This is a genomic window from Micromonospora sp. WMMD712 (genome assembly GCF_029581295.1).
Taxonomy (GTDB): domain Bacteria; phylum Actinomycetota; class Actinomycetes; order Mycobacteriales; family Micromonosporaceae; genus Micromonospora; species Micromonospora carbonacea.
In genome coordinates, this window is record NZ_CP120743.1 from 7,805,629 (window position 1) to 7,829,052 (window position 23,424).

Consider the following 23,424-nt stretch of genomic DNA (forward strand, 5'->3'; position numbering starts at 1 on the left):
AGTGGAACACGTATGACCAGGCCATCGACCGTGCCGGAGACCAGGCGCGGCGGCCCGGCGACCGACCCGCCGGGGCCGGGCACCGCGCGACGGCGCGGCGCCCGGCCCCGGCCGGGCCGCCGCCGCGTCCTCGCCATCTTCCTGACCCCGGCCCTGGCGCTGTTCCTGCTGCTGGTCATCGCCCCCATCGTGGTGGCCAGCTACGCCAGCCTCTACAAGTGGAACGGCTTCAACCTGCCGGAGAACTTCGTCGGGCTGGACAACTACACCCGCGCCTTCGGCGACCCGACGTTCCGCGGCGACCTGTGGCACGGCCTCGTGCTGATCGTGCTGTCGCTGACCGTCCAGCTGCCCGTCGCGCTGGGCCTGGCCATGCTGCTCAACCAGCCCCTGCGGGGCCGCAGCATCTACCGGCTGATCTTCTTCGCCCCGTACGTGCTCTCCGAGGTCACCACGGCCGTCCTGTTCAACCTGGTGTTCTCGCCGAACCGCGGGCTGGGCGACTCGATCGCCCGGTGGCTCGGCTCCGACGCCGGCACGATCTTCGCCGACCCGGACACCGTGCTGTTCGCCGTCTTCATGATCGTGTCCTGGAAGTACTTCGGGCTCTACATGATGCTCTTCCTGGCCGCCCGGCAGAGCATCCCCAAGGAGCTGAACGAGGCCGCCACCACCGACGGCGCCGGCCCCTGGCAGGCCTTCCGGCACGTCACCCTGCCCCTGCTCGGGCCGACGATCCGGATCAGCGTCTTCCTGTCGGTCATCGGCACCATCCAGTTGTTCGACATGGTCTGGGTGCTCACCGGCGGCGGCCCCATCCACGCCTCCGAGACCATGGCCGTGACGATGTTCCAGTACGGCTTCCGCCGCTTCGAGGTCGGCTACGCCAGCGCGATCAGCATCATCATGTTCCTGCTGAGCTTCGTGTTCGCCCTCATCTACCAGCGCGTCGTGCTGCGCCGCGACACCGAGGGCGCGATCACCAACCAGGGAGACAACCGATGACCAGCACGGCGAACCCCGCCCTGCGGGCCCGCCGCCTCGTGTTGCACCTCGTCTGCATCGTCGTCGGCGCGGTCATCGTCGTGCCGGTCTGGTTCGGGGTGCTCGGCGGGTTCAAGGACAACGGCCAGCTGTCCGTCAACCCCCTCGGCCTGCCCGACCCGTGGGTGCCGAGCAACTACACCGACATCCTCACCTCCGAGGTGTTCTGGCGGCAGCTGGGCAACAGTGTCCTCATCGCGGTGACCGGCACGTTCATCATGGTCGCCGCGGCGGCGATGGTCGCGTTCGTCTTCGCGCGCTTCGCGTTCCGGGGGCGGGAACTGCTGTTCACCCTGTTCGGCGTGGGGCTGATGTTCCCGTTCGCGGTGGCCATCCTGCCGCTGTTCGTGCTGCTGCGCAGCATGGAACTGCTGGACAACCCCCTCGGGGTGATCCTGCCCCAGGCCGCCTTCGGCCTGCCGATCACCGTCATCATCCTGCGGCAGTTCTTCCGCACCATCCCCGGCGAGGTCGAGGAGGCGGCGATCCTCGACGGGTGCAGCGCGTTCGGGTTCTTCTGGCGGATCCTGCTGCCGATGGCCCGCCCCGCGCTGGCCACCGTCTCCGTGCTGGCCCTCGTGACCAGCTGGAACAACTTCATGCTCCCGCTGGTGGTGTTCACCGACCAGAGCTGGTGGACCCTGCCCGTCGGGGTCCAGGCGTTCCAGGGGCAGTACTCCGACGACACCGCCCGGGTGCTCGCGTACGTCGTGCTGTCGATGGTGCCGGCCCTCGGGTTCTACGCCGTGGCCGAACGCCAGCTCATCAGTGGTCTCTCGGGCAGCGTGAAGGGGTGACCCGAGGCCGCTGCGATAGCCTTCTGCGACCGTAGCCAGGTGAGACGAAAGGGCGGACCGTGGGTTCCGACAGCAGCCGAAACGTCACCATCGCGATGATCGCGCGTCTGGCCGGCGTTTCCGTGCCCACGGTCTCCCGGGTCATCAACGGCCGCTCCGACGTCGCCCCCCAGACCCGGGAGCGCGTCGAGGAGCTGCTGACCCGGCACGGCTACCGTCGCCGGCTGCCCAGCCGGCGCAGCAGCTCCGCCCTGATCGACCTGGTCTTCAACGACCTGGACAGCCCCTGGGCCGTGGAGATCATCCGGGGGGTGGAGGACGTCGCCCACAGCAGCGGCGCGGGCACCGTCGTCTCGGCCATCCACCAGCGCACCTCGGCGGCCAAGCAGTGGCTCGACAACATGCGTGGCCGGTCCACGGAGGGGGTCATCTTCGTGACCTCGATGGTGGCGCCGCCGTTGCAGGCCGAGCTGCGCCGGCTCAACCTGCCGGTGGTCATCGTCGACCCCGCCGGCGTCGCCCCGCAGGAGGCGCCCACCATCGGCGCCACCAACTGGGCGGGCAGCCTGGAGGCCAACCAGTTCCTGCTCGGCCTGGGCCATCGGCGCGTCGGCTTCATCGCCGGGCCGCCGCAGCTGATGTGCAGCCGGGCCCGGCTGGACGGCTACCGGGCGGCGCTCGACGCCGCGGGGATCGCCGTCGACGACGCCCTCATCCGGCCGGGCAACTTCTATCACGAGTCCGGCTACGCCGCCGGGACGCAGCTGCTGGCGTTGCCCGACCCGCCCACCGCGATCTTCGCCTCCAGCGACCAGATGGCGCTCGGCGTCTACGAGGCGGTCCGCAAGCGCGGCCTGCGGGTGCCCGACGACGTGAGCGTGATGGGCTTCGACGACCTGCCCGAGGTGCGGTGGTGTTCCCCGCCGCTGACCACCATCCGGCAGCCGCTCGTGGAGATGGGCATGCTGGCGGCGCGTACCGTGCTGCGGCTCGCCCGGGGCGAGCGGATCGAGAGCCCACGGATCGAGCTCGCCACCGAGCTCGTGGTCCGCGACAGCACCGCGCCCCCGTCCCGTACGCGCTGACCGGGGGCGGGCCTGGTCCGGCCCGCCCCCGGTCACCGTCGCGGGGTCAGGAGGACGCGCAGGCGAGGTTGGTGGGCGCCTGGGCGCTGCCGGTGCTGGAGGCGATGTAGCCGGCCGTGGTCGAGCCGCCGGCGGACAACTGCCCGTTGTAGGCGGCGTTGGTCACGGTGACCTGGCTGCCCTGCTGGCCGAAGGTCGCGTTCCAGCCCTGGGACAGGGACTGCCCGCTGGGCAGCGAGAAGGTCACCCGCCAGCCGCTGATGGGGGCGCTGCCGGTGTTGGTGATGGTGAGCCTGCCCTCGTAGCCGCCGGACCAGGAGCCGACCTGCGTGTACGTGACGCCGCACGCCTGCCCGGCCGGCGGGGTGGTGGGCGGCGGGGTGGTGGGAGCGGGCGTGGTCGGTGCCGGGGTCGTGGGGGCCGGGGTGGTGGGCGTGGGCGTCGGGTCGCCGCCGGTGCCGGCGGTGAACTGCCACCAGTTGAGGTTGAACAGGTTGCCGCTGCCGCCGACGAACCGTAGGTACAGGTCCTGGGTGCCGGTCGCGCCGGTCACCGGGCAGGACACCGTCTGCCACGTCTGCCAGCCGCCGGTGACCGGCACCGTGCACGCGGCGACCCGGGTCCCCGTCGGGCTGCCCAACCGCGCCTCGATCGTGCCACCACTGCCGGCCGAGGCCACCCGCGCGCTCAACGACGCCGCGCCCGACCCGAACGCCACCCCCTTCACCTTGACGTAGTCACCGTTGTTGAGGAAACCCACGTTCATCCCGCCCTCGCTGGCGGGCTCCGTCTCCACCCCCACCGACCAGGCGATCGTCTCCGCCTCCTGCCGCACATACGGATTCAACGTCCCGATCTGCGGCGCACCCGTGGTGGTCATGTTCATGCTCGGGATCGTCCCGTCACTACGGTAGGAGAACTTCTCCACCGCCACCGACCGGGTGTAACCACCCCCACCCGGCAACGCCCCGTTGTGATAGAAGAAATACGACCCCCCGTTGAAGTCGATCACCCCCGGGTGGTTCGTGAAGCTCCCGCCCTGCCGCGGCATCACCGTCCCCCGATACGTCCACGGCCCCGTCGGACCCGGCGCCGTCGAGTAACCGATGAACTCCGAACAACACTCCGCCGCGAACACGTTGTAGTACATGCCGTTACGCTTGTACACCCACGGCCCCTCCTCATACAGGGTCGGCCGCGACGCGTTACCCGTCCGCGTCCCGAACCCCGCCGTGGTCAACGGAATCTTCGTCGGACTCCCCGCATACGACACCATGTCCGCGTTCAACTTCACATACCACAGGTTCGGATTACCCCAGTACAGGTACGCCTGCCCGTCATCGTCGATCATCACGTTCGGATCGATCTCACCGTTACCCACCAACGGCCGACCGATCGCATCCCGGAACGGCCCCGTCGGACTGTCAGCCACCCCGACACCGATCACCATCCCACCACCACGCTGCTTCACCGGCACATACCAGTAGAACTTGTTGTTCCGCGCCACGACGTGCCCCGCCCACGCGTCCGCCTCCGCCCACGAGAACGTCGCCAGACTCATCGGCGAACCATGATCAGTCCAGTTCACCATGTCCGCCGACGAGAACACCCGCCAGTCCTTCATCGTGAAATACGTCGACCCATCCTCGTCGTGGCCGGTATAGAGATAGATCCGACCGTTGTAGACCAACGGCGCAGGATCCGCCGTATAGATCGTCTGCACGATCGGATTGTCGGCCCGCGCCGGGGCGGCGAACAGCGTGGAGACGCAGAGCAGCGCCGCCACGAAGGCGACGCCGCGCCTGAGTCTGGTGCCGGTCAGGGTTTTCACGGATACCTCCCGAGACGGGGGCAGCGCACCTGGAACGGGTGCCTGCCGGGGGTGGGTGAGCGCAGGGGCGGCCGCCCGGCGTCCGCCCGGGAACGGCGGCGCGGTCGGCCCTGGTAGGGGCTGCGACGTCACGGGTCGGGGCGGGCCCTGGCGTCCACGGGGACGCCGGGCGTGCTCGTTCCCGGCTGGTGCTCCGGCTCTGCCGCCCCGGATCGGCGATCCCGGTGACGGCGGCGGAGCGTGCCCTTCGCTCCTGAGAGGCAGGATACTTGTTACCGTTAACACGAACAAGACGGGGATCGATGTCTCGGCGCGGGGCCGCCCACCCGGGGCCGGTGGCGTTGCCGGGGTCTGCCATGCTCGGCACGATGACGACCGGCCGCCCCACCAGACGCCGCCCGCGCCGCCGGGCCGTCCTCGTCGTACTCGCGCTCGGGACGGTCGTCGCGCTCCTCGCCGTCGCCGGGGTCGCCTGGCGGTTCCTGCGGCCACCGGGCCCGCGCCCGCTGTTCCAGCTCCCCGTCGCCTGCGGCGAGACGTGGCAGCTCGGCACCTACCCCGGGCACGACGACTACGACGTCGACCTGTTCCCCAAGCGGGGCGAGGCTTGGGGGCGGCCGGTGCTCGCCTCGTACGCGGGCACGGTGACCGTGGCCGGGATCAACGGGTCGCTGGGCGGCCGTACCCCCGACGACCCGGACGGTCCGCGCGGGCGGGGCGGCGGATACTGGGTGAAGATCGACCACGGCGGCCGGTGGGAGACGCAGTACCTGCACCTGCTCGAACCGCCGCTGGTCCGCGAGGGCCAGCGGGTCGCCCGGGGCGAGCAGATCGGGCGGGTCGGCAGCACCGGCAACTCCGGCGCGCCGCACCTGCACTACGAGCAGCGCCGGGGCTGGGAGAAGGTCGAGACCTGGTTCGACGGCGAGCCGTCGGGGATCACCCACGACGACACCGAATACACGGTCACCCGCAAGAGCAACAACTGCGCCGCCGGCCGGCCGTAGCCGGTCGCGCCCCGCCCTCCACTCGTCGTCCAGATCGCGTCCACAGCCGGCTGGCAGCGTCTACGGCACCGACGCGAAGGGCGTCACGTGGCGAAGGGACGCGACTCAGGTGCGAAGAGGAACGAACTGGAGGCTGGCCGCGGCGGTCAGCCTGATCGTCGCCGCCGGATCCCTCACGGTTTCCGGGCCGGCGGCGGCCGCCCCCGTCATCCGGCTGGCTCCGGCGGCCCCCGTGCAACCGGCCGACGTCGTCGGCTCGGTCGACTATCTCACCAGGACCTACGGCGTCAGCGTGCGGGAGGCGGTGCGGCGGCTGGAGTTGCAGCGGACCGCCGGGGCGTTGCAGGCCGTGCTGGCCCGGGAGCACGGCGACACCTTCGCGGGCTCCTGGATCGACCAGGAGAACGGGGGCGTGCTCTACGTCGCCAGCACCGCCGTCGGGAAGCTGGCCCCCGCGCTGGGCGCGATCCCGGACCGGGAGCACATCCGCGTCGTCGGGGTGCGCCACTCCCTGCGGGACCTCGACGCCACGGCGAGAGAGGCCAGCGCCCGGCTGGGGCTCACGCCCGAGCAGGAGCCGGTGATCAACCCGCAGCGCAACCGGGTGGAGCTGCACCATGGCGCGGCGGCCGCCGTACGCGGCTCGGCCGGCCGGCTCGCGCTGGCCCGCGACCTGGGCGTCGCGGTGGTCGACTCGCCGACCCCCACCCCGCAGGCCTGCGCGATCCAGAACTGTGAGGCGCCGATGCGCGGCGGGCTGCGGCTGGACATGCTCGACTTCAACAAGAGCCCGAAGTGGACCTGCACCAACGGCTTCAACGTGCACGGCTCGGACGGCTGGCAGTACACGGTCACGGCGGGGCACTGTAGCGAGGACGGGGCGGGCTACTACTCCCGGCACGCGGGCCTCTACGTCGGCCGCTACAACTACTCGACCTATGTCAGCCAGGACTACCCCTACGACGGGGTCATCATGCCGTACGTGGTGATGAACGGCTTCGAGTACGTCAGCTACTGGGTGGTGAACCCCCGCAACACGGTGTTCAACTCCCGGGTGAGCAGCCAGTTCCCGATCGTCGGCATGTACAGCTACGCCCAGATCGAGGCCGGCTGGGTGGCGTGCCACACCGGTCAGACGTCCAACAACACCAGGTGCGGCACGGTCCTGTCGAAGGACGGCGGAATGGTCACGGACATCTGCACGCGCAGCGGGGACAGCGGCGGCCCGCTGTTCAGCGAGGTCGACCACAGGGCCTACGGCATCCTGCACGGCGGCACGAACGACAACGGCACCTGCACCACGCGGTCGTACTACTCGCCGCTGTCGAAGGTCTTCGACACCGCGCGGTCGTACTCCGGGATCACCTTCGGCGTGAACGCGGCCGCCTGACCGACCGGCCCCGCCGACCGGCGGGAGGGCCGTAGCCAGCGACGCCGCCTGGCCACGGCCCTCCCCGTGCGGCGCGGCGGCGGCCCCGCCTGGGTCAGCACCCGGCGGTGCGCCTCCCGCAGGTCCGGCCCCGGGTCGATGCCCAGCTCGTCGGCGAGCCGCGCACGGATCGACCGGTACGCCGCCAGGGCCTCGGCCTGGCGGCCGGCGGCGGCGAGCGTCGTCACGAGGCCCGCCTGGACGCGTTCGTCGAGCGGGTCCTGCTCGGCCGCGCGGCGCAGCGACGCCAGGACCAGCGCCGGGCGGCGCAGCCGGACCGCGATCCCGGCGGCGTCGAGGACGGCGTCGGCGAACTCGCCGTCGAGGCGCGCGAACGTGGCCCGGGCCGCCGGCGTGCCGCCCAGGCCGTCGCCGGCGGGGCCGTGGCCGAGCCGCAGCGCCGCGACGTACCGGTCGAGCGCCCGGTCCGGCTCGCCGCCCCGCGCGTACGCCTTCGCCTCGGCGACGGTGCGCCGGAACAGCACGAGGTCGAGCGCCTCCGGCCCGGCCGTGAAGCGGTAGCCGTTGCCGTGCCGGGTCAGGTACGCGCCCGGGGCGCGCGGCGGCAGGCCGGGTTCCAGCAGGCGGCGGAGCCCACCGACGTACTTGTGGATGGTGTTCACCGCGCTCGGCGGCGCGCCCGGCCCCCAGAGCAGGTCGACCAGCTCGGGCGTGCCGACCGGGTGGCCCGCGCGGGCGAGCAGGAGCGCCAGCAGGCAGCGTTGCTGCGGCGGCCCGGCGTCGACCTCGGCGTCGCCGCGCCGGACCCGTAGCGGGCCGAGGATCCGCAGCCGCGGAGCCGGGCGGCGCGGATCGACAGTGTGCGAAACAGGCATGCGCCTCACGTTAGGTAGTCCTGCGAGTGCTCAGCGTACGTCGGATGACGTAATGACGCGCGCCAGCTCCGCCCGCGACTTGACGTGGATCTTCGGGTAGATCCGGTACAGGTGGGTGCTGACCGTCCGGGGGGACAGGAACAGGTGCGCGCCGATCTCCCGGTTGCTCAGCCCCTCCGCGGCCAGCCGGGCGATCTGCTGCTCCTGCGGGGTGAGGGCGGTCAGCGCGTCCGTCGGCCGCCGCCGTGTCTCGCCCGTGGCCCGCAGCTCCGCCCGGGCCCGGTCGGCCCACGGCGTGACGCCGAGCGCGTCGAAGGTGGCCACGGCGGCCCGCAGCGGCGGCCGGCTCTCCGTGACCCGGTGCGCCCGCCGCAGCGCCGTGCCGTGCGCGAGCTGGAGGCGGGCCCGGTCGAACGGCCAGCCGGTCAGGTCCCCGGCCAGCGCGGCCTCGTGGTCCCCGTCGAGCACCGCGCGGGCGTAGCCGAGGCCGACCCGCAGCGCGGGCGACCCGCTGGCCGCGGCGACCGGCTCCAGGTCGCGGACCACCGGGCGCAGCTCGTCCTGGAAGCCGCCGAGCAGGGCCGCCTCGGCCAGGTGCCCGAGCACGAGCAGCTGGTGGGCCGGGAAGTAGGCGCTGTCCGCCGGGTCGAAGATCCGCATGAGCTGCCGGAACGCGTCGTCGGGGTAGCCCTCGGCGAGCGCGGCGACGCCCCGGATGCGCTGCACGAGGGCCAGCATCGGCAGCCGCCGGCCGGCGGCGAGCGCCTGCTCGGCGGCCTCGGCCCGGCGATGGGCGGCGGCGACGTCGCCCCGCAGCGCCTCGACCAGGCCCATGGTGAGGCCGCCGCCCAGCGCCCACATCGGCAGCCCGGTCTCCTCCGCCAGGCTGATGCACTCGGCGGCCAGCGGCACCGCGGCCCGGGTGTCGCCCAGCGCCGCGTACGCCGCCGCGGCCGCGTTGAGCGCCTGGGAGAGGACGCCGATCCGGCCCTGCGCGCGGACCTCGGCCGCGGCGGACAGCGCGAACGTCCCGGCGAGGTCGAACGCGCCGATGGCCCAGGCCGCGATCGACAGGTCGCTGCGCAGGGCCGGTGGCAGGTCCATCCGGTGCGCCAGGCGCTCCAGCCGGCGCAGCGCGGCGACGCCGTGCTCGACCGGTGCGACCAGCAGCAGGATGGCGGGCACGCGCGGGTCGTCGTCGATCGACCCGAGCGCGAGCGTGACCTCGGTGAACCGGTCGCGGACGGGCGTCGGCACGTTGGAGTAGTAGACGCGCAGCGCCAGGTCGTTCATCGCCTGGAGGGCGCGTTCGGGGTCGCCGTCGCGGCGCATCGTGTCGATCAGGTCGGCGTAGGTCAACAGCCGCTCCGGCCCGGACCAGGCGATCGGGAGGTACGTCTCGCGCAACCAGGTCAGCCGGGCGTGGTCGGCCGGCCGCAGGACGCTCTCGTCGATCTCGCCGAGCAGCCGCCGCACGGTGTGCTGGTCGCCCTGCTCGTGCGCCACGAGACAGCTCGACACCTGCCGGTGGCCGCGCGCGGCCGGGTCCCGGCTGAGCTGGACGGCCCGGGTGAGCGCGGCCAGCGCGAGCGGCGCCTGACGCGGCGCGGCGGCGGCCGCCACGTCGGTCAGCTCCCGGGCCAGCGCCTCGTCCGGGCCCGGCGCGGCCGAGGCCCGGTGCCAGAGCTGGCGCTGCGGGCTGGCGGCCAGCACCTCGGCCAGCGCCGCGTGCACGCGCCGACGGTCCGCGGGCGCGGCCTGCTGGCGCAGCGCCGAGCGCAGCAACGGGTGTCGGAACCGCAGCTCGTACTGCTCGTCGACGGCGACCAGGCGGGCGGTCACCGCCGGCTGGATCGCCTCGGTGGGCACCTCGACGCCGCCGAGGAGCGTGGCCGCCGCCAGGATCTCGTCCAGGCCGGACCCGTCGTTCAGCGCCGCGACCAGCAGCAGGGTCCGGGTCCGCGGCGGCAGGTCGGCGACCAGCCCGCCGAAGGTCCGCTCCACCCGCGCGCTCAGCGGCAGCGCCGACGGCGACAGCGCGCCGTCGCCGAGCCGGGCCACCGACCCGCCCAGCTCCACGATGCCCAGCGGGTTCCCGGCGGCCTCGGCCAGCACCCTGCCCCGCAGCCGGGGGGCCAACCGGGGCGCGGCCCTGTCCAACAGCGTCTCGGCGTCGGCCCTGGTCAGCGGCTCCAGCCGCAGTTCGGGCAGCCCCGCCCTGGTGAGCCGCCGGTCGACGTCCTCGCCGTCGCGTACCGCCATGACCACGGCGACCCGGTCCGACCCGAGCCGCCGGCTGAGGAACGTCAGGGTCTCCCAGGTCGCGGCGTCCAGCCAGTGCGCGTCCTCGACCGCGAGCAGCGTGGGCTGCTCCGGCTCGCCGAGCAGGTGCAGCACCTCGACGGCCCGGCGGTACGGCGTGTCCGCCAACGTCGGGGCGGGGCGCAGCGGGCGGAGCAGGTGGTCGAGCCCGGCGTACGGGATCTGCCCCTCGGCCTGCACGCCGGTCACCTCCAGCACGCGCACCCCGCGCCCGTGCCCGGCCCGGACCACGTGCTCCAGCAGGGCCGACTTGCCGATCCCGGCCTCGCCGCGCAACACCAGCGCGCCGCCCCGCCCCCCGATCGCGCGGGTGAGCAGATCCCCGAGCAGGCGGATCTGGTCGTCCCGCCCGACGAGCCCGGTCATGCCCCCATCCTGCACCGTCACGCCGCGGCCTCACCCGCCGTCGATGCGGGGCCGCCGGTGGTCGGTCAGCCGGAACCCGACCCCCCGTACCGCGACGACGGTGACGCCCGTGCCGAGCTGGTCGAGCTTGCGGCGCAGCCGCTTCACCAGGGACTGCACGCCGGCCGTGCGCTGGCGCCCCTCGTCGTGCCAGACCGTGCGGTGCAGCTCCGCGTAGCTCCAGACCCGCACCGGCTCGCTGGTCAGGCGGGCCAGCAGGTCGCGTTCGAGCCGGGTGAGGAAGACCTCGCGCCCGCCGTAGCGGGCCGTCGACCGGGCCGAGTCGATCCACAGCGTGTCGTCCGGGTCGGGAGTCGTGGCGGCCGGCGGCCCCGGCGGGACGGCGATCAGCCGGCGCAACTCGTCGAGGTCGGCGACCAGCAGCAGGGGCGCGATGCCGTCGAGGCGCTCGGCGAGCCGGATCCGTTCGGCCGGCGACGGGGTCACCGCGATCACCAGCGGGACCGTCGGCCCCGCCTCGTCGAGGGGGCCCGCCGGCGGGCCGCCGTCGCCGCCGTTCACCGCGCCCACGCGGACGGGGCCGCCCGCCGCTGCCCGAGTCTGTCAGCGCCGTGACAGCGACGGGCGGGCGGCGTGGCCGGTCGGGCTGCTCGTAGCGACGAGTTGCTCACGTCGCGTGCTTGATCCTTCATCTTTGTCGATCATAGTTTGCCCACAGGCGGCCGGCGTGACCCGCACGACGCCTGAGGGGCCCGGGGGTTCGTCGCCGTGCGTCCAGACGGGAGGCTCGGTCGTTGTACCCCTGCCACGGCCCGACCAACCGCGGGTCGTTCGTGCAGGAGGCGGCACCGAATGCTGAGACGTCCACACCCCAGGGGCCTGGCCAGGCGCCTGGTGAGCGCCGGTGCGGCGCTCGCCCTCGCGGCGACGGCCCTGGCCACGACCGCCCCCGGGGCGCAGGCCGCGCCGGGCGGCACGCCCGCGGACAAGATCCGGCCCGAGCTGGTCCAACGGCTCCAGACCAAGACCGAGAGCGACTTCTGGATCCACTTCGGTGCCCGGGCGGACCTGAGCAAGGCCGCCGCGACCGCCGACTGGACCAAGCGGGGCGCCGCCGTGGCGGACGCCCTGCGGCGTACCGCCGCCGACAGCCAGGCCAAGGTCCGCGCCGAGCTCGACGGCTCGGGCGCGAAGTACCAGAGCTTCTGGGCGACCAACGCCATCAAGGTCAGCAGCGGCTCCCTGACGATGGCGCAGAGCCTCGCCGCGCACGCCGAGGTCGACGGCGTCTACGCGCCGGTCGCCTACGAGCTCCCCGAGGTCACGAAGGGGACCGACGAGAAGACGGCCAACGCCCTGGAGTGGGGCATCGCCAACATCAACGCCGACGACGTCTGGTCGCGCTACGGCGTCACCGGCGCCGGCATCACGGTGGCGAGCATCGACTCCGGCGTGCAGTTCGACCACCCGGCACTGGTGCGGGCGTACCGGGGCAACAACGGCGACGGCACCTTCGACCACAACTACAACTGGTTCGACGCGGCCGGCGACTGCGCCGCCGGCCCCTGCGACGGCGACGGCCACGGCACCCACACGATGGGCACGATGGCCGGCGCCGACGGCGCCAACCAGATCGGTGTCGCGCCCGGCGTCCGGTGGATCGCGGCCAACGGCTGCTGCCCGACCGACGCGGCGCTGATCGCCTCCGGCCAGTGGATGCTCGAACCCACCGACCTCGACGGCGAGAACCCCGACGCGAGCAAGCGACCCCACGTCATCAACAACTCGTGGGGCACCCGGCTGCCCTCCAACGACCCGTTCATGGAGGACGTGACGCTGGCCTGGGCCGCGTCGGGCATCTTCGGCGCCTGGTCCAACGGCAACAGCGGCCCGGCCTGCCAGACCAGCGGCTCGCCGGGCAGCCGGTCCAGCAACTACTCCACCGGCGCGTACGACGTCAACAACACCATCGCCAGCTTCTCCGCCCGGGGCGCCGGCCAGGGCGGGGCCGTCAAACCCGACATCTCCGCGCCCGGCGTCAACGTCCGCTCCAGCATCCCCGGCGGCGGCTACGGCAGCCTGAGCGGCACCTCGATGGCCTCCCCGCACCTCGCGGGCGCGGTCGCGCTGCTGTGGTCGGCGGCGCCCGCGCTGGTCGGCGACGTCGCGGCCACCCGCGCCCTGCTGGACGACTCGGCGATCGACACCGCCGACGCCCAGTGCGGCGGCACCGCCGACGACAACAACGTCTACGGCGAGGGCCGCCTCGACGCCCTCGCGCTGCTCGACGCCGCCCCGATCGGGGACACCGGCACCCTCGCCGGCACGGTCACCGACGCCGCCACCGGCGACCCGGTCCCCGGCGCCACGGTCGCCCTCACCGGCCCGGCGTCCCGGCAGCTCACCACCGGCGCCGACGGCAGGTACTCGTCCCTGCTGCCCGCCGGCGACTACCAGGTCGCCGTGACCGCGTTCGGCTACGCCGCCCGGACCCTGCCCGCCACGGTCCGCGCCGCCGCGACAACGACGCTCGACGTCGCGCTGACGGCGGTGCCGTCGGTCACCGTCAGCGGCTCGGTCACCGACGGCTCCGGCCACGGCTGGCCGGTGTACGCCAAGGTCAGCGTCGAGGGCCTCCCGGTGTCCGACTACACCACCCCCGGCAACGGCCGCTACAGCCTCACCCTGCCCGCCTCGGCCACGTACAAGCTGAAGGTGGAGCCGCAGTACCCGGGCTACCAGACGGTGACCCGCGAGGTCGTGGTCGGCGCCGGCAACAAGACCCAGAACGTCGCCGTCACCGTGGACCCGGCCGCCTGCACCACCGCGCCCGGCTACGGGTACGGCTCCGACGGGGTGTACGAGACCTTCGACGGCGACCGCGCCCCGGCCGGCTGGTCGGTCGTGGACAACGCCGGCACCGGCCAGGGGTGGCAGTTCACCGACGCGGGTGGCCGGGGCAACCTCACCGGCGGCACCGGCGGCTTCGCGATCGTCGACAGCGACGACTACGGCAGCGGCGGCAAGCAGGACACCTCGCTGGTCAGCCCGGTCGTCGACCTCACCGACGTCGCCGCGCCGGTGATCCGGTTCAACCAGGACCTCAACTGGGTCAGCTCCGAGCGGGCCGACGTCGACCTCAGCGTGGACGGCGGCGCGACCTGGGCCAACGTGCTGCGGCAGGCGGCGGACGTGCGCGGGCCGCGGGTCACCGAGATCGCGATCCCGCAGGCGGCGGGCGAGTCCCGGGTCCAGGTGCGGTTCCACTACTACGACGCCACCTGGGAGTGGTGGTGGCAGGTCGACAACGTGCTGATCGGCAGCGAGGTCACCTGCGCGCCGACCGACGGTGGCCTGGTGCTCGGCCACGTCCGCGACGCCAACGACAACGGCTACGTCAACGGCGCGACCGTCACCAGCGACGACCGGCCGGCGGAGACGGCCACCACCGTGGCCACCCCCGACGACACCGAGCTGCCCGACGGCTTCTACTGGTTGTTCTCCTCGCTGACCGGCGCGCACCGGTTCACCGCCAAGGCCGGTGGCTATCTCAGCCAGGGCAAGCAGGTCACCGTGGAGGCCGACTGGGCCACCACCGCGACCTTCAAGCTCGCGGCGGGCCGGCTGTCCGTGCAGCCGGCGGAGGTCAGCGGCACGGTGCGGATGCCCACCGGCACCGTCGCCAAGACCTTCACCGTGACCAACACCGGCGGGGCACCCGTCGACGTCCGCTTCGGCGAGCGCGACGGCGGGTTCGAGCTGCTGCGGGCCGACGGCTCCCGGGTGACCCAGCGGCAGATCCTGGCCGCCGAGGGGGCCCCGGAGCAGCGGATCACGGCCGCCACGTCGCTGGCCGCGCGGGCGTCCGGCAACGCCGCCGCGGTGGCCCCGGCCCCGACCGGCCCGCAGGCCGCGCCCTGGACGGACGTCACCGACTTCCCGGCCAACATCATGGACAACCGGGTGGTCAGCCTGGACGGCAAGGTGTATTCGATCGCCGGCGGCAACGGCACGGCGTCGTCGGCGAAGAACTACGCCTACGACCCCATCGCCCAGACGTGGGCCCCGATCGCCGACCTGCCGGGCGCGCGCAACGCCGTCACGGCCGGCGTCGTCGAGGGGAAGATCGTCGTGACCGGCGGTTGGGGCGCGTCCGGCCCCGACGCCGCCACCTGGTCGTACGACCCGGCGGCCGACGCCTGGACGAAGAAGGCGAACAACCCGCTGCCCCGGGCGGCCGCCGGCCAGGCCGTCGCCGCCGGCAAGCTCTACGCGGTGGGCGGCTGCACGACGGCGAACTGCACGCCGATGTCCAACGACGTAGTCCGGTACGACCCGGCCAGCGACACCTGGGAGACGCTGCCCGACTACCCGAAGTCGGTGGCGTTCCTGTCCTGCGGCGGCATCGGCGGCGTCGTCTACTGCACCGGCGGCAACGACGGCACCGTGCCGCAGAAGGCCGGCTACGCCTTCGACCCGGGCACCAACGCCTGGACCGCGATCGCCGACGCGCCGGCCGACAACTGGGCCAGCTCGTTCGCCGTCGCCAACGGCAAGCTGCTGGTCGTCGGCGGCTCGCAGGGCGGGGCGATCACCAACGCCGGCTTCGCCTACGACCCGGCGGGCAACTCGTGGTCGGCCCTGCCGAACGCCAACACCGCCCGGTACCGGGGCGGCGCGGCGTGCGGCTTCTACAAGGTCGGCGGCTCCTCGGGCGGCTTCACGGCGACGCCGGACAGCGAGGCGCTGCCCGGCTTCGGCGAGTGCGCCGAGGCCGCCGCGGACGTCAGCTGGCTGACGATCGACAAGACGGCCGCCACGCTGGCGCCGGGCGAGAAGGTCACGGTCACCGTCGGGATCTCGGCCACCGTCGACCAGCCGGGCACGTACACGGCGTCGGTGGTGATCACCGAGGACACCCCGTACACGGTCGCGCCGGTGTCGGTCACGATGACCGCCCAGCCGCCGAAGACCTGGGGCAAGCTGCTGGGCACGGTGACCGGGACGAGCTGCCAGGGCGTCGGCGCGCCGCTGCCCGGGGCGGTGGTGCAGGTCGACTCGTGGGCGATGTCGTGGACGTTCGCCACCGACGACCAGGGCCGGTACGCGTACTGGCTGGACAAGCGGAACAACCCGCTCACGTTGATCGTCGCGAAGGACGGCTGGAAGCCGCAGACCCGCCAGACGAAGATCAACACCAGTACGCCCACGGTGGAGAACTTCGCGTTGACGCCGATCCGCTGCTGACCCGCGGCGGCTGACGGGACGACCCCGGCCCGCCCGGTCAACCGACCGGGCGGGCCGGCGGCGCCTGCGGGCGGGCCGGCCGGGGGTCGGCGCGAGCACGGCGTGTTCGGGGGCGACGGCGGGCGGGGCTCAGGGCAGCGCCAGCCGGAAGCCGACCCCCCGGACCGCGTCGATGGTCGCCGGCACGCCCAGCCGGGCCAGCTTGCGCCGCACCCGGCGCACCACCGAGTGCAGGTCGGAGCCGCGGCCGAGGCGCTCGGTGCCCCAGACCTCGCGGTGCAGCCGCCGGTGGGTCCAGGTGTGCCCGGGCGTGCCCACCAGGCAGCGCAGCAGGTCGTGCTCCAGCGGGGTCAGCCCGATCTCGCGGTTGCGCCAGCGCAGCACCCGCCGGTCGGAGTCGATGCTCAGCGCGGTCGCGGCCGGCGCGACGGCGGTGACCGCGACCCGGTGGGTCGCCGCGTCGGCGGGCGCGTCGGCGGGCCCGCCGGCCACGCCGAGGAACCGTCGCGCCTGGTCCACGCTGGAGACGATCAGGACGGCCTCGGACCCGCCGAACAGCTCGGCGAGACGGCGGCGGTGCGACGCCGAGGAGGCGATGCCGATGGCCAGGGAGGGTCTCCCGCTCATCTCCGCCCTCCCCGTCCAGCCGCTCGCGGAACGGCGTTGACATAATAATGTGCGTCGATGTCCTGGGCAATGTCCCTTCCCGACGGTGCCGCCGCCTCGGCGTGGCAGGATGTCGACGTGCCCGACGCCCGCAGACCTCCGGTCGCGTTCGAGACGACCTGCGTCGTCGCGGCGTCACCGGACGAGGTCTACCAGCACCTGTCCGACCCGTTCAGCTACGTCGGGCTGTCGCCGCTGATCGTGGCGGTCCGCGACGTGCGCACCGGCCACGACGCGCGGGGCCGGGCGGTCGCCCGCTACCTCGCCGTCGAGCGGTTCCGGCTGGTCGGGCCGGTGCGGTGGGACAACCCGATCCGGGTACGGATGGTGGCGACCCGGCCGGGCGCGCAACTGGTCAGCGACGTGCGTAGCCCCGGCTGGGTGTCGTTGCGCGCGGTGGTGGACCTGGCCGCCGAGGCGGGCGGCACCCGGGTGAGGGAAGGGGTGACCGCCGACGCGCCGGCGCCGCTGCGGCGGTTCGTGGCGGCGAAGGCGCGCGAGGTCGCCGCGTTCCGGGCGGCCGAGCTGACCCGCCGCATGGCGGCCCGGTAGGCCACGCGCGGGCCCGGCGTCGGCGTCGCGGACCCGCGACGCTGCGGGCCCGCGACGCCGGCGGGGGACTACCGGTAGGTCAGGTCGGACGAGGAGTAGAGGCAGTTGGTGCCGTCGGCCCCGGTGCCGACCTGGGTGGGTTCGCTGCCGGTGTTGTTGCCGTTGTACTTGCGGCAGATCACCATCGCCCGGCTGGGGTCGTTGACGATCGTGATGCCCGAGAACCGGGCGGTGTCGCCGTAGTTGACGTTGATCCCGGCCACCGTGTTGCCGGGGCGGGTCAGCGTGCTGTTACGGATGACGACGCTGCGCTTGTACTGGGTGGAGCAGTTGCCGCAGGAGCGGTAGAACGTCCCGAAGTTGGTCGCCTGGAAGTTCTGGACGGTCAGCGTGCCCGCCCCGTTGTGCTGGAAGACCTTGTCGCTGGCGCTGCGCGCGCCGCCGCCGTCGACCAGGAAGGTGGGCGACCCGCTGCCGCGGAACGTGGCGGCGTCCTCGCCCACGTCCTCCCACCACACGTTGCGCAGCGTGCAGGACCCGGCGCAGTGCACGCCGTCGCCGGCGGGCCCGCCGATGATGACGTTCTGCAGGGTGGCCCCGGCGGCGAGCTGGAACATCGGGTCCTGGCTCTCCTCCTGGCTGCCGTCGCCGATGCAGCAGTAGCGGCGCATGCCGCCGTCGAACACGCCGGAGACCGCGATCGTGCCGTTGACGCCGACCTGCCCGGTCGGCGTCGGCCAGGATCCGGTCGGCGGCGGCGTGGTGGGCGGCGGCGTGGTCGGTGGCGGGGTGGTGGGCGGTGGGGTGGTCGGGTTGCCCGGCGTGGTCGGGCTGGTCCCGCCGGTGCAGGTGACGCCGTTGACCGCGAAGCTGGTCGGCGTCGGGTTGCTGCTGTTGTTCCACGTGCCGTTGAAGCCGAAGGCGGCCGACGCGTTGGTGGCGAGGTTGCCGTTGAAGCTCGCGTTGGTGGCGGTGACCGCGCTGCCGCTCTGCGTGACGGTGGCGTTCCACGCCTGGGTGATCGTCTGGCCGGCGCCGAACGACCAGGTGAGCTGCCACGAGGTGATGGGGTCGCCGACGTTGGTGAGGGTGACGGTGGTGGAGAAGCCGCCCGGCCACTGCGAGCCGACCACGTAGCTGACGCGGCAGCCGGCGGCGGCCTGTGCGACGCCCGCGGTGGCCACGACCCCCGCGGCGGCCAGCGTGGCCGCCGCCGCGGTGACGACGGCAAGGGACTTTCGGCGCTGTCTGTGCAGCATGGTGCTCCCTGGCTGTACGTGGGGCCCGCGAGGACGCCGGCAGCCGGTGCCCGCCGGATGCCGGAGCGGACCCTGGTCCGTGCCCGGACGCCCGTCCGTCGGACGGGCCGCGCCGCCCACGGGGCAAGCGCTTTCGCCAAGCAGAGCGCAGATCGATGATCGACACAATCCCGGTCCCGCTATCGGATAGGGAAACACCCGATTGGCGCGCGGGCGCGGGGCCCTAGCGTCAGGCGCATGTCCCGTCGCACGTACCCCTCGGCCCGCCGGCGCCCGGCCCGGGCCCGTCGCCTGGCCCCCGTTCTGCTGCTCGCCCTGCTTGCCCCCGCCGCCTGCGGCCGGCTGGCCGGCCCGCTCTCCGCCGACCCGGGCGACGCCGCCGACCGGCCCGCCCCGGTGGCGACGCAGCCCGGCGGGTCGGCCGCACCGACCGCCGCCCGGACCGGCGGGGCGGCCGACCCGACCGACGGGCAGCCACCCGGGCCGGGAGACGACGCGCTGGGCCTGCCCGACCCCTGCGCCCTGGTCCGCAAGGCCGAGGCCGAGCAGCTCGCCGGCCGGGGACTGGACGACGGCAGGCCGGTCGGGGACACCTGCACCTACACCGCGCCGGTCGACGGGCCGACCGCGCAGGTCGAGGTCTTCGTCGGTGCGGGCGCGAAGACGTACCTCGACACCGAACGGGCGCTCGGGCACGAGACGCGGGCACTGTCCGGCGTGGGCGACGAGGCGTACGCGACCGACGACTCGGTCTTCGTCAACGCCTCCGGCAGGTGGGTGGCCGTCCGGCTGGTGCGGCTCAACGCCCCCGAGGAGAACCGCGAGCCGTTGGAGGCCCTCGCCCGCGCCGTCGCCGGCCGGCTCTGAGGCCCGGCCGCCGCCCCGTCCCGCCGGCGGCGCGCCGCCCCCGGGTGGCGGCCGCGTGCCATCATCCCGCCATGGACACCTCCCTGGTGGGGCGCGACGCGGTCGCCGACCGGGCGTGGCGGGCGCTGGGCGCGGGAGCGCCGGTGCTCGTGGAAGGCCGCAGCGGCATCGGCAAGACCGCCCTCTGGCGGGCCCTCGTCGCCCGGGCCGAGCGGGCCGGCTGGGCGACGCTCACCTGCGCCCCGACCGAGGCCGAGGCGGCGCTGCCGTTCGCCGCGCTGGCCGACCTGCTCCGGCCGCTGGCCGCCGCGGTGCCGGCCCTGCCCCCGCCGCAGCGCGCCGCCGCCGAGATGGTGCTGCTGGCCGCGTCCGGCGACGAGGCGGTCGACGAACGGGCGGTCGGCGCGGCGACCCGGGCCCTGATCGAGGCCGCGCTCGGCGCGGGGCCCCCGGTGCTGCTCGCCGTCGACGACGCGCCCTGGCTCGACGCGCCGAGCGAGCGGGCGTTGCGGTTCGCGCTGCGCCGGCTCGCGCCCCGGCCGGTCGTGCTGGTCGCCCGGCGCACGGACGGTCCCGGGCCCGCCGCCGCGCCCCTCGGCCTCGACGACGACCGGCCGGGCGGCGCGCCGGTGACCCGCGTCGCCCTGCCCCCGCTGGACGCCGGCTCCCTGCACCACATCGTCCGGGCCCGGCTGGACGGCGCGGTCAGCCGCCCGCTGTTCGCCCGGATCGTCCGCGACGCCGGCGGCAACCCGCTGCTGGCCATCGAGATGGCCCGGGCGGTGCTGCGCCTGCCCCGCCCGCCGGGGCCCGGCGAGGACCTGCCGGTGCCGTCGTCGCTGCGGCAGCTGCTCGCCGACGCGCTGCGGGCGCTGCCCGCCCGCACCCGGGACGCGGTGCGGCTGGCGGCGCTGCTGACCGTCCCCACCCTGCCGGACCTCGCCGCGGCCGGGGTGCCGGCGGACGCGTGGGACGCCGCGGAGGAGGCCGGCCTGCTGCGCGTCGCCCCGGACCGGGTCGGCTTCGTCCACCCCAGCTATGCCGCCGCCGTCCGTGGCGGCATCCCGCCCGGGGTCCGCCGACGGCTGCACCGGGCGCTGGCCGACGCGGTGCCGGACCCCGACGAACGCGCCCGGCAGCTCGCCCGGTGCGCCGTCGGGCCGGACGGCGCGGTCGCCGCCGAGCTGGCCGCCGCCGCCGAGCGCCAGCACGCCCGGGGCGCCCCCGCCGTCGCCGCCGACCTGTTCGAGCGGGCCGCGCAGCTCACGCCCGCCGGCCAGGCCGACGCCCGGGACCGGCGTCGCCTGGCCGCGGTGCGCTGCCGCATCGACAGCGGCGACCACGCGGCGGCCGGCGCGGCGGCCGACGCCGCGACCGGGCAGCTCACCGGGCAGGCGCGAGCGGAGGCGCTGCTGCTGCGCGCGTTGGTCGCGTGGTTCGCCGACGACCTCGCCACCGCCGTGTCCACGGGCGAGCGCGCGCTGGCCGCCGCCGACGGCGGCCCCCTCGCGGGGCGGATCCACGCCCACCTCACCCTGTTCCACGACGGGCCCGGGGCCGCCCGGCGGCACGCCGAGGCCGCCATCGCCCTGCTCGGCGCGGACGGGGACCGGCCCCTGCTGACCGCGTCGCTGCTGCTGCTGTTCTTCCACGAGGTGCGCGCGGGGCGGCCCGCCCGTACCGGGCTGCTCGACCGGGCGCTGGAACTGGAGGCCGGCGAGCCGTCGTGGCTGGCCGGCACGATCCCGGCGATCTGGTGGAAGGCCACCGACGACCACGCCCGGGCGCGGGAACGGCTGCACGACATGCGCGCCCGGGCGGCGGCGCGGGGCGACGAGCCGTGGCAGCACGAGCTGCTCACCCACCTCGGCGAGGCGGAGCTGCTGGCCGGCCGGTTCGCCGCGGCCGAGGCGCACGTCGCCGCCGCCCGGGAGCTGGGCGAGCAGCTCGGCAGCGCGCTGGTCGGGGAGACCTGGCTGGCGGGGACGCTGGCCGCGTACCGGGGGCGGCTGGCCGAGGCCGCCGGGGTCGCGGAGGCGGGACTGCGCCGGGCCCGGGAGGTCGACGACGCCTGGAGCCGGCGCATCCACCTGCAACTGGCCGGGTTCGTGGCGTTGTCCGCCGGCCGGGCCGCCGAGGCCGCCGCCGCGTACGGCGAGCTGGCGGGGGCGCTGGCCGGCTCCGGGATCGCCGAGCCGGTCGCGTTGCGCTTCGAGCCGGACTGGATCGAGGCGTGCGTCGGCTGCGGTGACCTCGACACGGCGGGCCGGGCCCTGGCCCGCCTCGCCGAGCGGCACGGTCGGCTGCCCCGGCCGTGGACCACCCTCGGGCTGGCCCGCAGCCGGGTGCTGGTCGACGGCGCCGCAGGCGTCGACACGTCACCGGCCCTCGCCGCGCTGCACGCCGCGCGGGCGGCCGTACCGGCGGACGTGCTGCCGCTGGACCGTGCCCGCTGCCTGCTGGTCGCCGGCCGGGCGCTGCGGCGGGCCCGGCGTCGCCGGGAGGCCCGCGCGGCGCTGGAGGCGGCCGAGGCGGAGTTCGGCGTGCTCGACGCCGCCGCGTTCGCCGCCGCCGCGCGCTCTGAGCTGGACCGGATCGGCCGGCGGACGGCCGCGCCGACCACGCTCACCGCCACCGAGGAGCGGGTGGCCCGGCTGGCCGCGCAGGGGCGCACCAACCGGGTCATCGCCGACACGCTGTTCATCAGCCCGAAGACCGTCGAGGCCAACCTCGCCCGGGCCTACCGCAAGCTCGGCATCTCCACCCGCGCCGAGCTGGGCGCGGTGCTGGGGCGGCCGGCGTCCGCCTGACCGGCGGGGCCGGCCGTCGGCGACCGGCGGCACGGCGGTCCGCCGGCCGGCGGGGCGGACCGCACGGCCGGTGCCGGGGGCGGCGCGCAGGGGGCAGAATGTCGCCGTGCCCTCCGACCTGCTGGCGATGATCGCCGCCGAACGCCGCCGCATCGCCGACCTGCTCGACTCGCTGACCCCCGCCCAGCTCGACACCCCCAGCCTGTGCGGGGCCTGGACCGTGCGGGAGGTCGCCGGCCACCTGGTGTCGCCGCTGGTGGTCAGCCCGTGGCGGATCCTGCCGCTCGTGCTGCGCTCCGGTTTCAATCTGCACGCGGCGAACGCGCGCCTGGCCAGCCAGGTGGCCCGCCGGCCGGCGGCCGAGCTGGCCGCGGCGCTGCGGACCCACGCGGAGCACCCGTTCCGGCCGCCCGTGGTCGGGTTCTTCGGGCAGCTCACCGACGTGCAGGTGCACGGGCAGGACATCCGCCGCCCGCTGGGCCTGCCCGCCGACCTGGACCCACTGCGGCTGCGCACGTCGCTGGACTTCCTGACCGGCGGCCGGGCCGTCGGCTTCGTCGACCGCCGCCGGGTCGCCGGGCTGCGGTTCGAGGCCACCGACCTGGGCTGGGCGGCGGGCGAGGGCCCGGTGGTCCGGGGCGCCGGCGAGGCGCTGCTGCTCACGCTGACCGGCCGGCGGGTGGCCCTGCCCGAGCTCGACGGCGACGGCGTCGCGGTGCTGACCGGGCGCTGGCCCGGCTGACCGGCACCCGTCTGGTCCGTTTTGCTCGAACCCAGCAGGGTACGACCCGGATGCCCGTTCATCGCCGCATCCCGGAGGTACCCGTCCAGATGAGTGCTCGCAAGCCCGCCAAGGCGGTCAAGGACGTCGTCGAGGCCGCCGCGGGGAAGGTCGCCGACGTCCTGACCCCCGACGTCCCCGGCGCGCCCGGCAGCGCCCCGCCGCCCGTCGCGGAGCCGACGACGCCGCACGGCCCGCTGCCGCCGAAGGGGGAACAGGGCGCCCCCGGGACCCGCAGCCCGACCGGTGCGCCGACCGGCGCGCCGACGACCGCGAACGGCCAGCAGGGCGCCAACCTCACCACCTCGCAGGGGGCGCGGCTGCGCGACACGGACCACTCGCTCAAGGCCGGGCCGCGCGGCCCGATCCTGCTCCAGGACCACCACTTCCGCGAGAAGATCACGCACTTCGACCACGAGCGCATCCCCGAGCGCGTCGTGCACGCCCGGGGCGCGGGCGCGCACGGCGTGTTCGTCGGCTACGGCACCGCCGAGCCGATCACGCGGGCGGGCTTCCTCGCCAAGG

General features: G+C 74.8%; 17 protein-coding genes. 11 read left to right on the forward strand and 6 right to left on the reverse strand.

Features of this window, described 5'->3' with window-relative positions; all coding sequences use genetic code 11:
• Nucleotides 1-12 precede the first annotated feature (12 nt).
• The 3 genes from O7633_RS33020 to O7633_RS33030 all read left to right on the forward strand — a co-directional run bounded on the left by O7633_RS33020 (nucleotide 13) and on the right by O7633_RS33030 (nucleotide 2,926).
• Nucleotides 13-1,005: a sugar ABC transporter permease gene (locus O7633_RS33020; protein WP_074478923.1), complete on the forward strand. Its 993-nt coding sequence runs from the start codon at nucleotides 13-15 to the stop codon at nucleotides 1,003-1,005.
• Nucleotides 1,002-1,841, forward strand: coding sequence for a carbohydrate ABC transporter permease (locus O7633_RS33025; RefSeq protein ID WP_282325220.1), 840 nt, complete (start codon nucleotides 1,002-1,004; stop codon nucleotides 1,839-1,841). The genes O7633_RS33020 and O7633_RS33025 overlap by 4 nt, the downstream gene beginning before the upstream one ends.
• A gap of 95 nt (nucleotides 1,842-1,936) precedes the next feature.
• On the forward strand, nucleotides 1,937-2,926 hold the full coding sequence (locus O7633_RS33030; protein WP_221486628.1) for a LacI family DNA-binding transcriptional regulator: 990 nt from the start codon (nucleotides 1,937-1,939) through the stop codon (nucleotides 2,924-2,926).
• A gap of 46 nt (nucleotides 2,927-2,972) precedes the next feature.
• On the opposite strand, the gene O7633_RS33035 is transcribed toward O7633_RS33030, so the two are convergent.
• Nucleotides 2,973-4,685: a family 43 glycosylhydrolase gene (locus tag O7633_RS33035; protein ID WP_282328700.1), complete on the reverse strand. Its 1,713-nt coding sequence runs from the start codon at nucleotides 4,683-4,685 to the stop codon at nucleotides 2,973-2,975.
• Nucleotides 4,686-5,125: 440 nt separating this feature from the next.
• Here O7633_RS33035 and O7633_RS33040 point away from each other — a divergent pair, with 440 nt between their 5' ends.
• Complete coding sequence (locus O7633_RS33040; RefSeq protein ID WP_282325221.1) at nucleotides 5,126-5,764, forward strand: M23 family metallopeptidase; 639 nt, start codon at nucleotides 5,126-5,128, stop codon at nucleotides 5,762-5,764.
• 109 nt (nucleotides 5,765-5,873) lie between these two features.
• Entirely contained in the window at nucleotides 5,874-7,154 is a 1,281-nt protein-coding gene (locus O7633_RS33045; RefSeq protein ID WP_282325222.1) for a S1 family peptidase, read from the forward strand.
• Here O7633_RS33045 and O7633_RS33050 read toward each other — a convergent pair.
• The 3 genes from O7633_RS33050 to O7633_RS33060 are packed head-to-tail and all read right to left on the reverse strand — an operon-like array spanning nucleotide 7,076 to nucleotide 11,287.
• Entirely contained in the window at nucleotides 7,076-8,029 is a 954-nt protein-coding gene (locus tag O7633_RS33050) for an AfsR/SARP family transcriptional regulator (protein WP_282325223.1), read from the reverse strand. The genes O7633_RS33045 and O7633_RS33050 overlap by 79 nt on opposite strands.
• Nucleotides 8,030-8,059: 30 nt before the next feature.
• Nucleotides 8,060-10,717, reverse strand: coding sequence for an AAA family ATPase (locus O7633_RS33055; protein ID WP_282325224.1), 2,658 nt, complete (start codon nucleotides 10,715-10,717; stop codon nucleotides 8,060-8,062).
• Nucleotides 10,718-10,747: 30 nt separating this feature from the next.
• Nucleotides 10,748-11,287 carry a winged helix-turn-helix domain-containing protein gene (locus O7633_RS33060; protein WP_282325225.1) on the reverse strand — a complete coding sequence of 180 codons (540 nt, stop codon included), beginning with the start codon at nucleotides 11,285-11,287 and terminating at the stop codon, nucleotides 10,748-10,750.
• A 324-nt stretch (nucleotides 11,288-11,611) separates the two neighbouring features.
• On the opposite strand from O7633_RS33060, the gene O7633_RS33065 reads away from it, so the two are divergent.
• The gene (locus O7633_RS33065) at nucleotides 11,612-15,964 is read left to right on the forward strand and encodes a carboxypeptidase regulatory-like domain-containing protein (RefSeq protein WP_282325226.1); all 4,353 of its coding nucleotides are present in this window, start codon (nucleotides 11,612-11,614) and stop codon (nucleotides 15,962-15,964) included.
• 129 nt (nucleotides 15,965-16,093) lie between these two features.
• Here the strand turns inward: O7633_RS33065 and O7633_RS33070 are convergent, their stop codons facing one another.
• Nucleotides 16,094-16,591, reverse strand: a complete 498-nt coding sequence (locus O7633_RS33070) for a winged helix-turn-helix domain-containing protein (protein WP_282325227.1) — start codon at nucleotides 16,589-16,591, stop codon at nucleotides 16,094-16,096.
• Nucleotides 16,592-16,648: 57 nt separating this feature from the next.
• Between O7633_RS33070 and O7633_RS33075 the strand changes: the two genes are divergently transcribed.
• Nucleotides 16,649-17,182, forward strand: coding sequence for an SRPBCC family protein (locus O7633_RS33075; protein WP_256095827.1), 534 nt, complete (start codon nucleotides 16,649-16,651; stop codon nucleotides 17,180-17,182).
• Nucleotides 17,183-17,250: 68 nt separating this feature from the next.
• Here the strand turns inward: O7633_RS33075 and O7633_RS33080 are convergent, their stop codons facing one another.
• A complete protein-coding gene (locus tag O7633_RS33080; RefSeq protein WP_282325228.1) occupies nucleotides 17,251-18,441 on the reverse strand; it encodes a pectate lyase in 1,191 nt (396 codons plus the stop codon).
• Between the two features lie 237 nt (nucleotides 18,442-18,678).
• Between O7633_RS33080 and O7633_RS33085 the strand changes: the two genes are divergently transcribed.
• The 4 genes from O7633_RS33085 to O7633_RS33100 form a co-directional block, all read left to right on the forward strand.
• Nucleotides 18,679-19,308 carry a hypothetical protein gene (locus O7633_RS33085; RefSeq protein ID WP_282325229.1) on the forward strand — a complete coding sequence of 210 codons (630 nt, stop codon included), beginning with the start codon at nucleotides 18,679-18,681 and terminating at the stop codon, nucleotides 19,306-19,308.
• 71 nt (nucleotides 19,309-19,379) lie between these two features.
• Entirely contained in the window at nucleotides 19,380-22,118 is a 2,739-nt protein-coding gene (locus O7633_RS33090; protein WP_282325230.1) for an AAA family ATPase, read from the forward strand.
• Between the two features lie 106 nt (nucleotides 22,119-22,224).
• Complete coding sequence (locus tag O7633_RS33095; protein WP_278134348.1) at nucleotides 22,225-22,860, forward strand: maleylpyruvate isomerase family mycothiol-dependent enzyme; 636 nt, start codon at nucleotides 22,225-22,227, stop codon at nucleotides 22,858-22,860.
• Nucleotides 22,861-22,949: 89 nt separating this feature from the next.
• Nucleotides 22,950-23,424: catalase (locus O7633_RS33100; protein ID WP_282325231.1), on the forward strand; the 475-nt coding region annotated here is incomplete at its 3' end.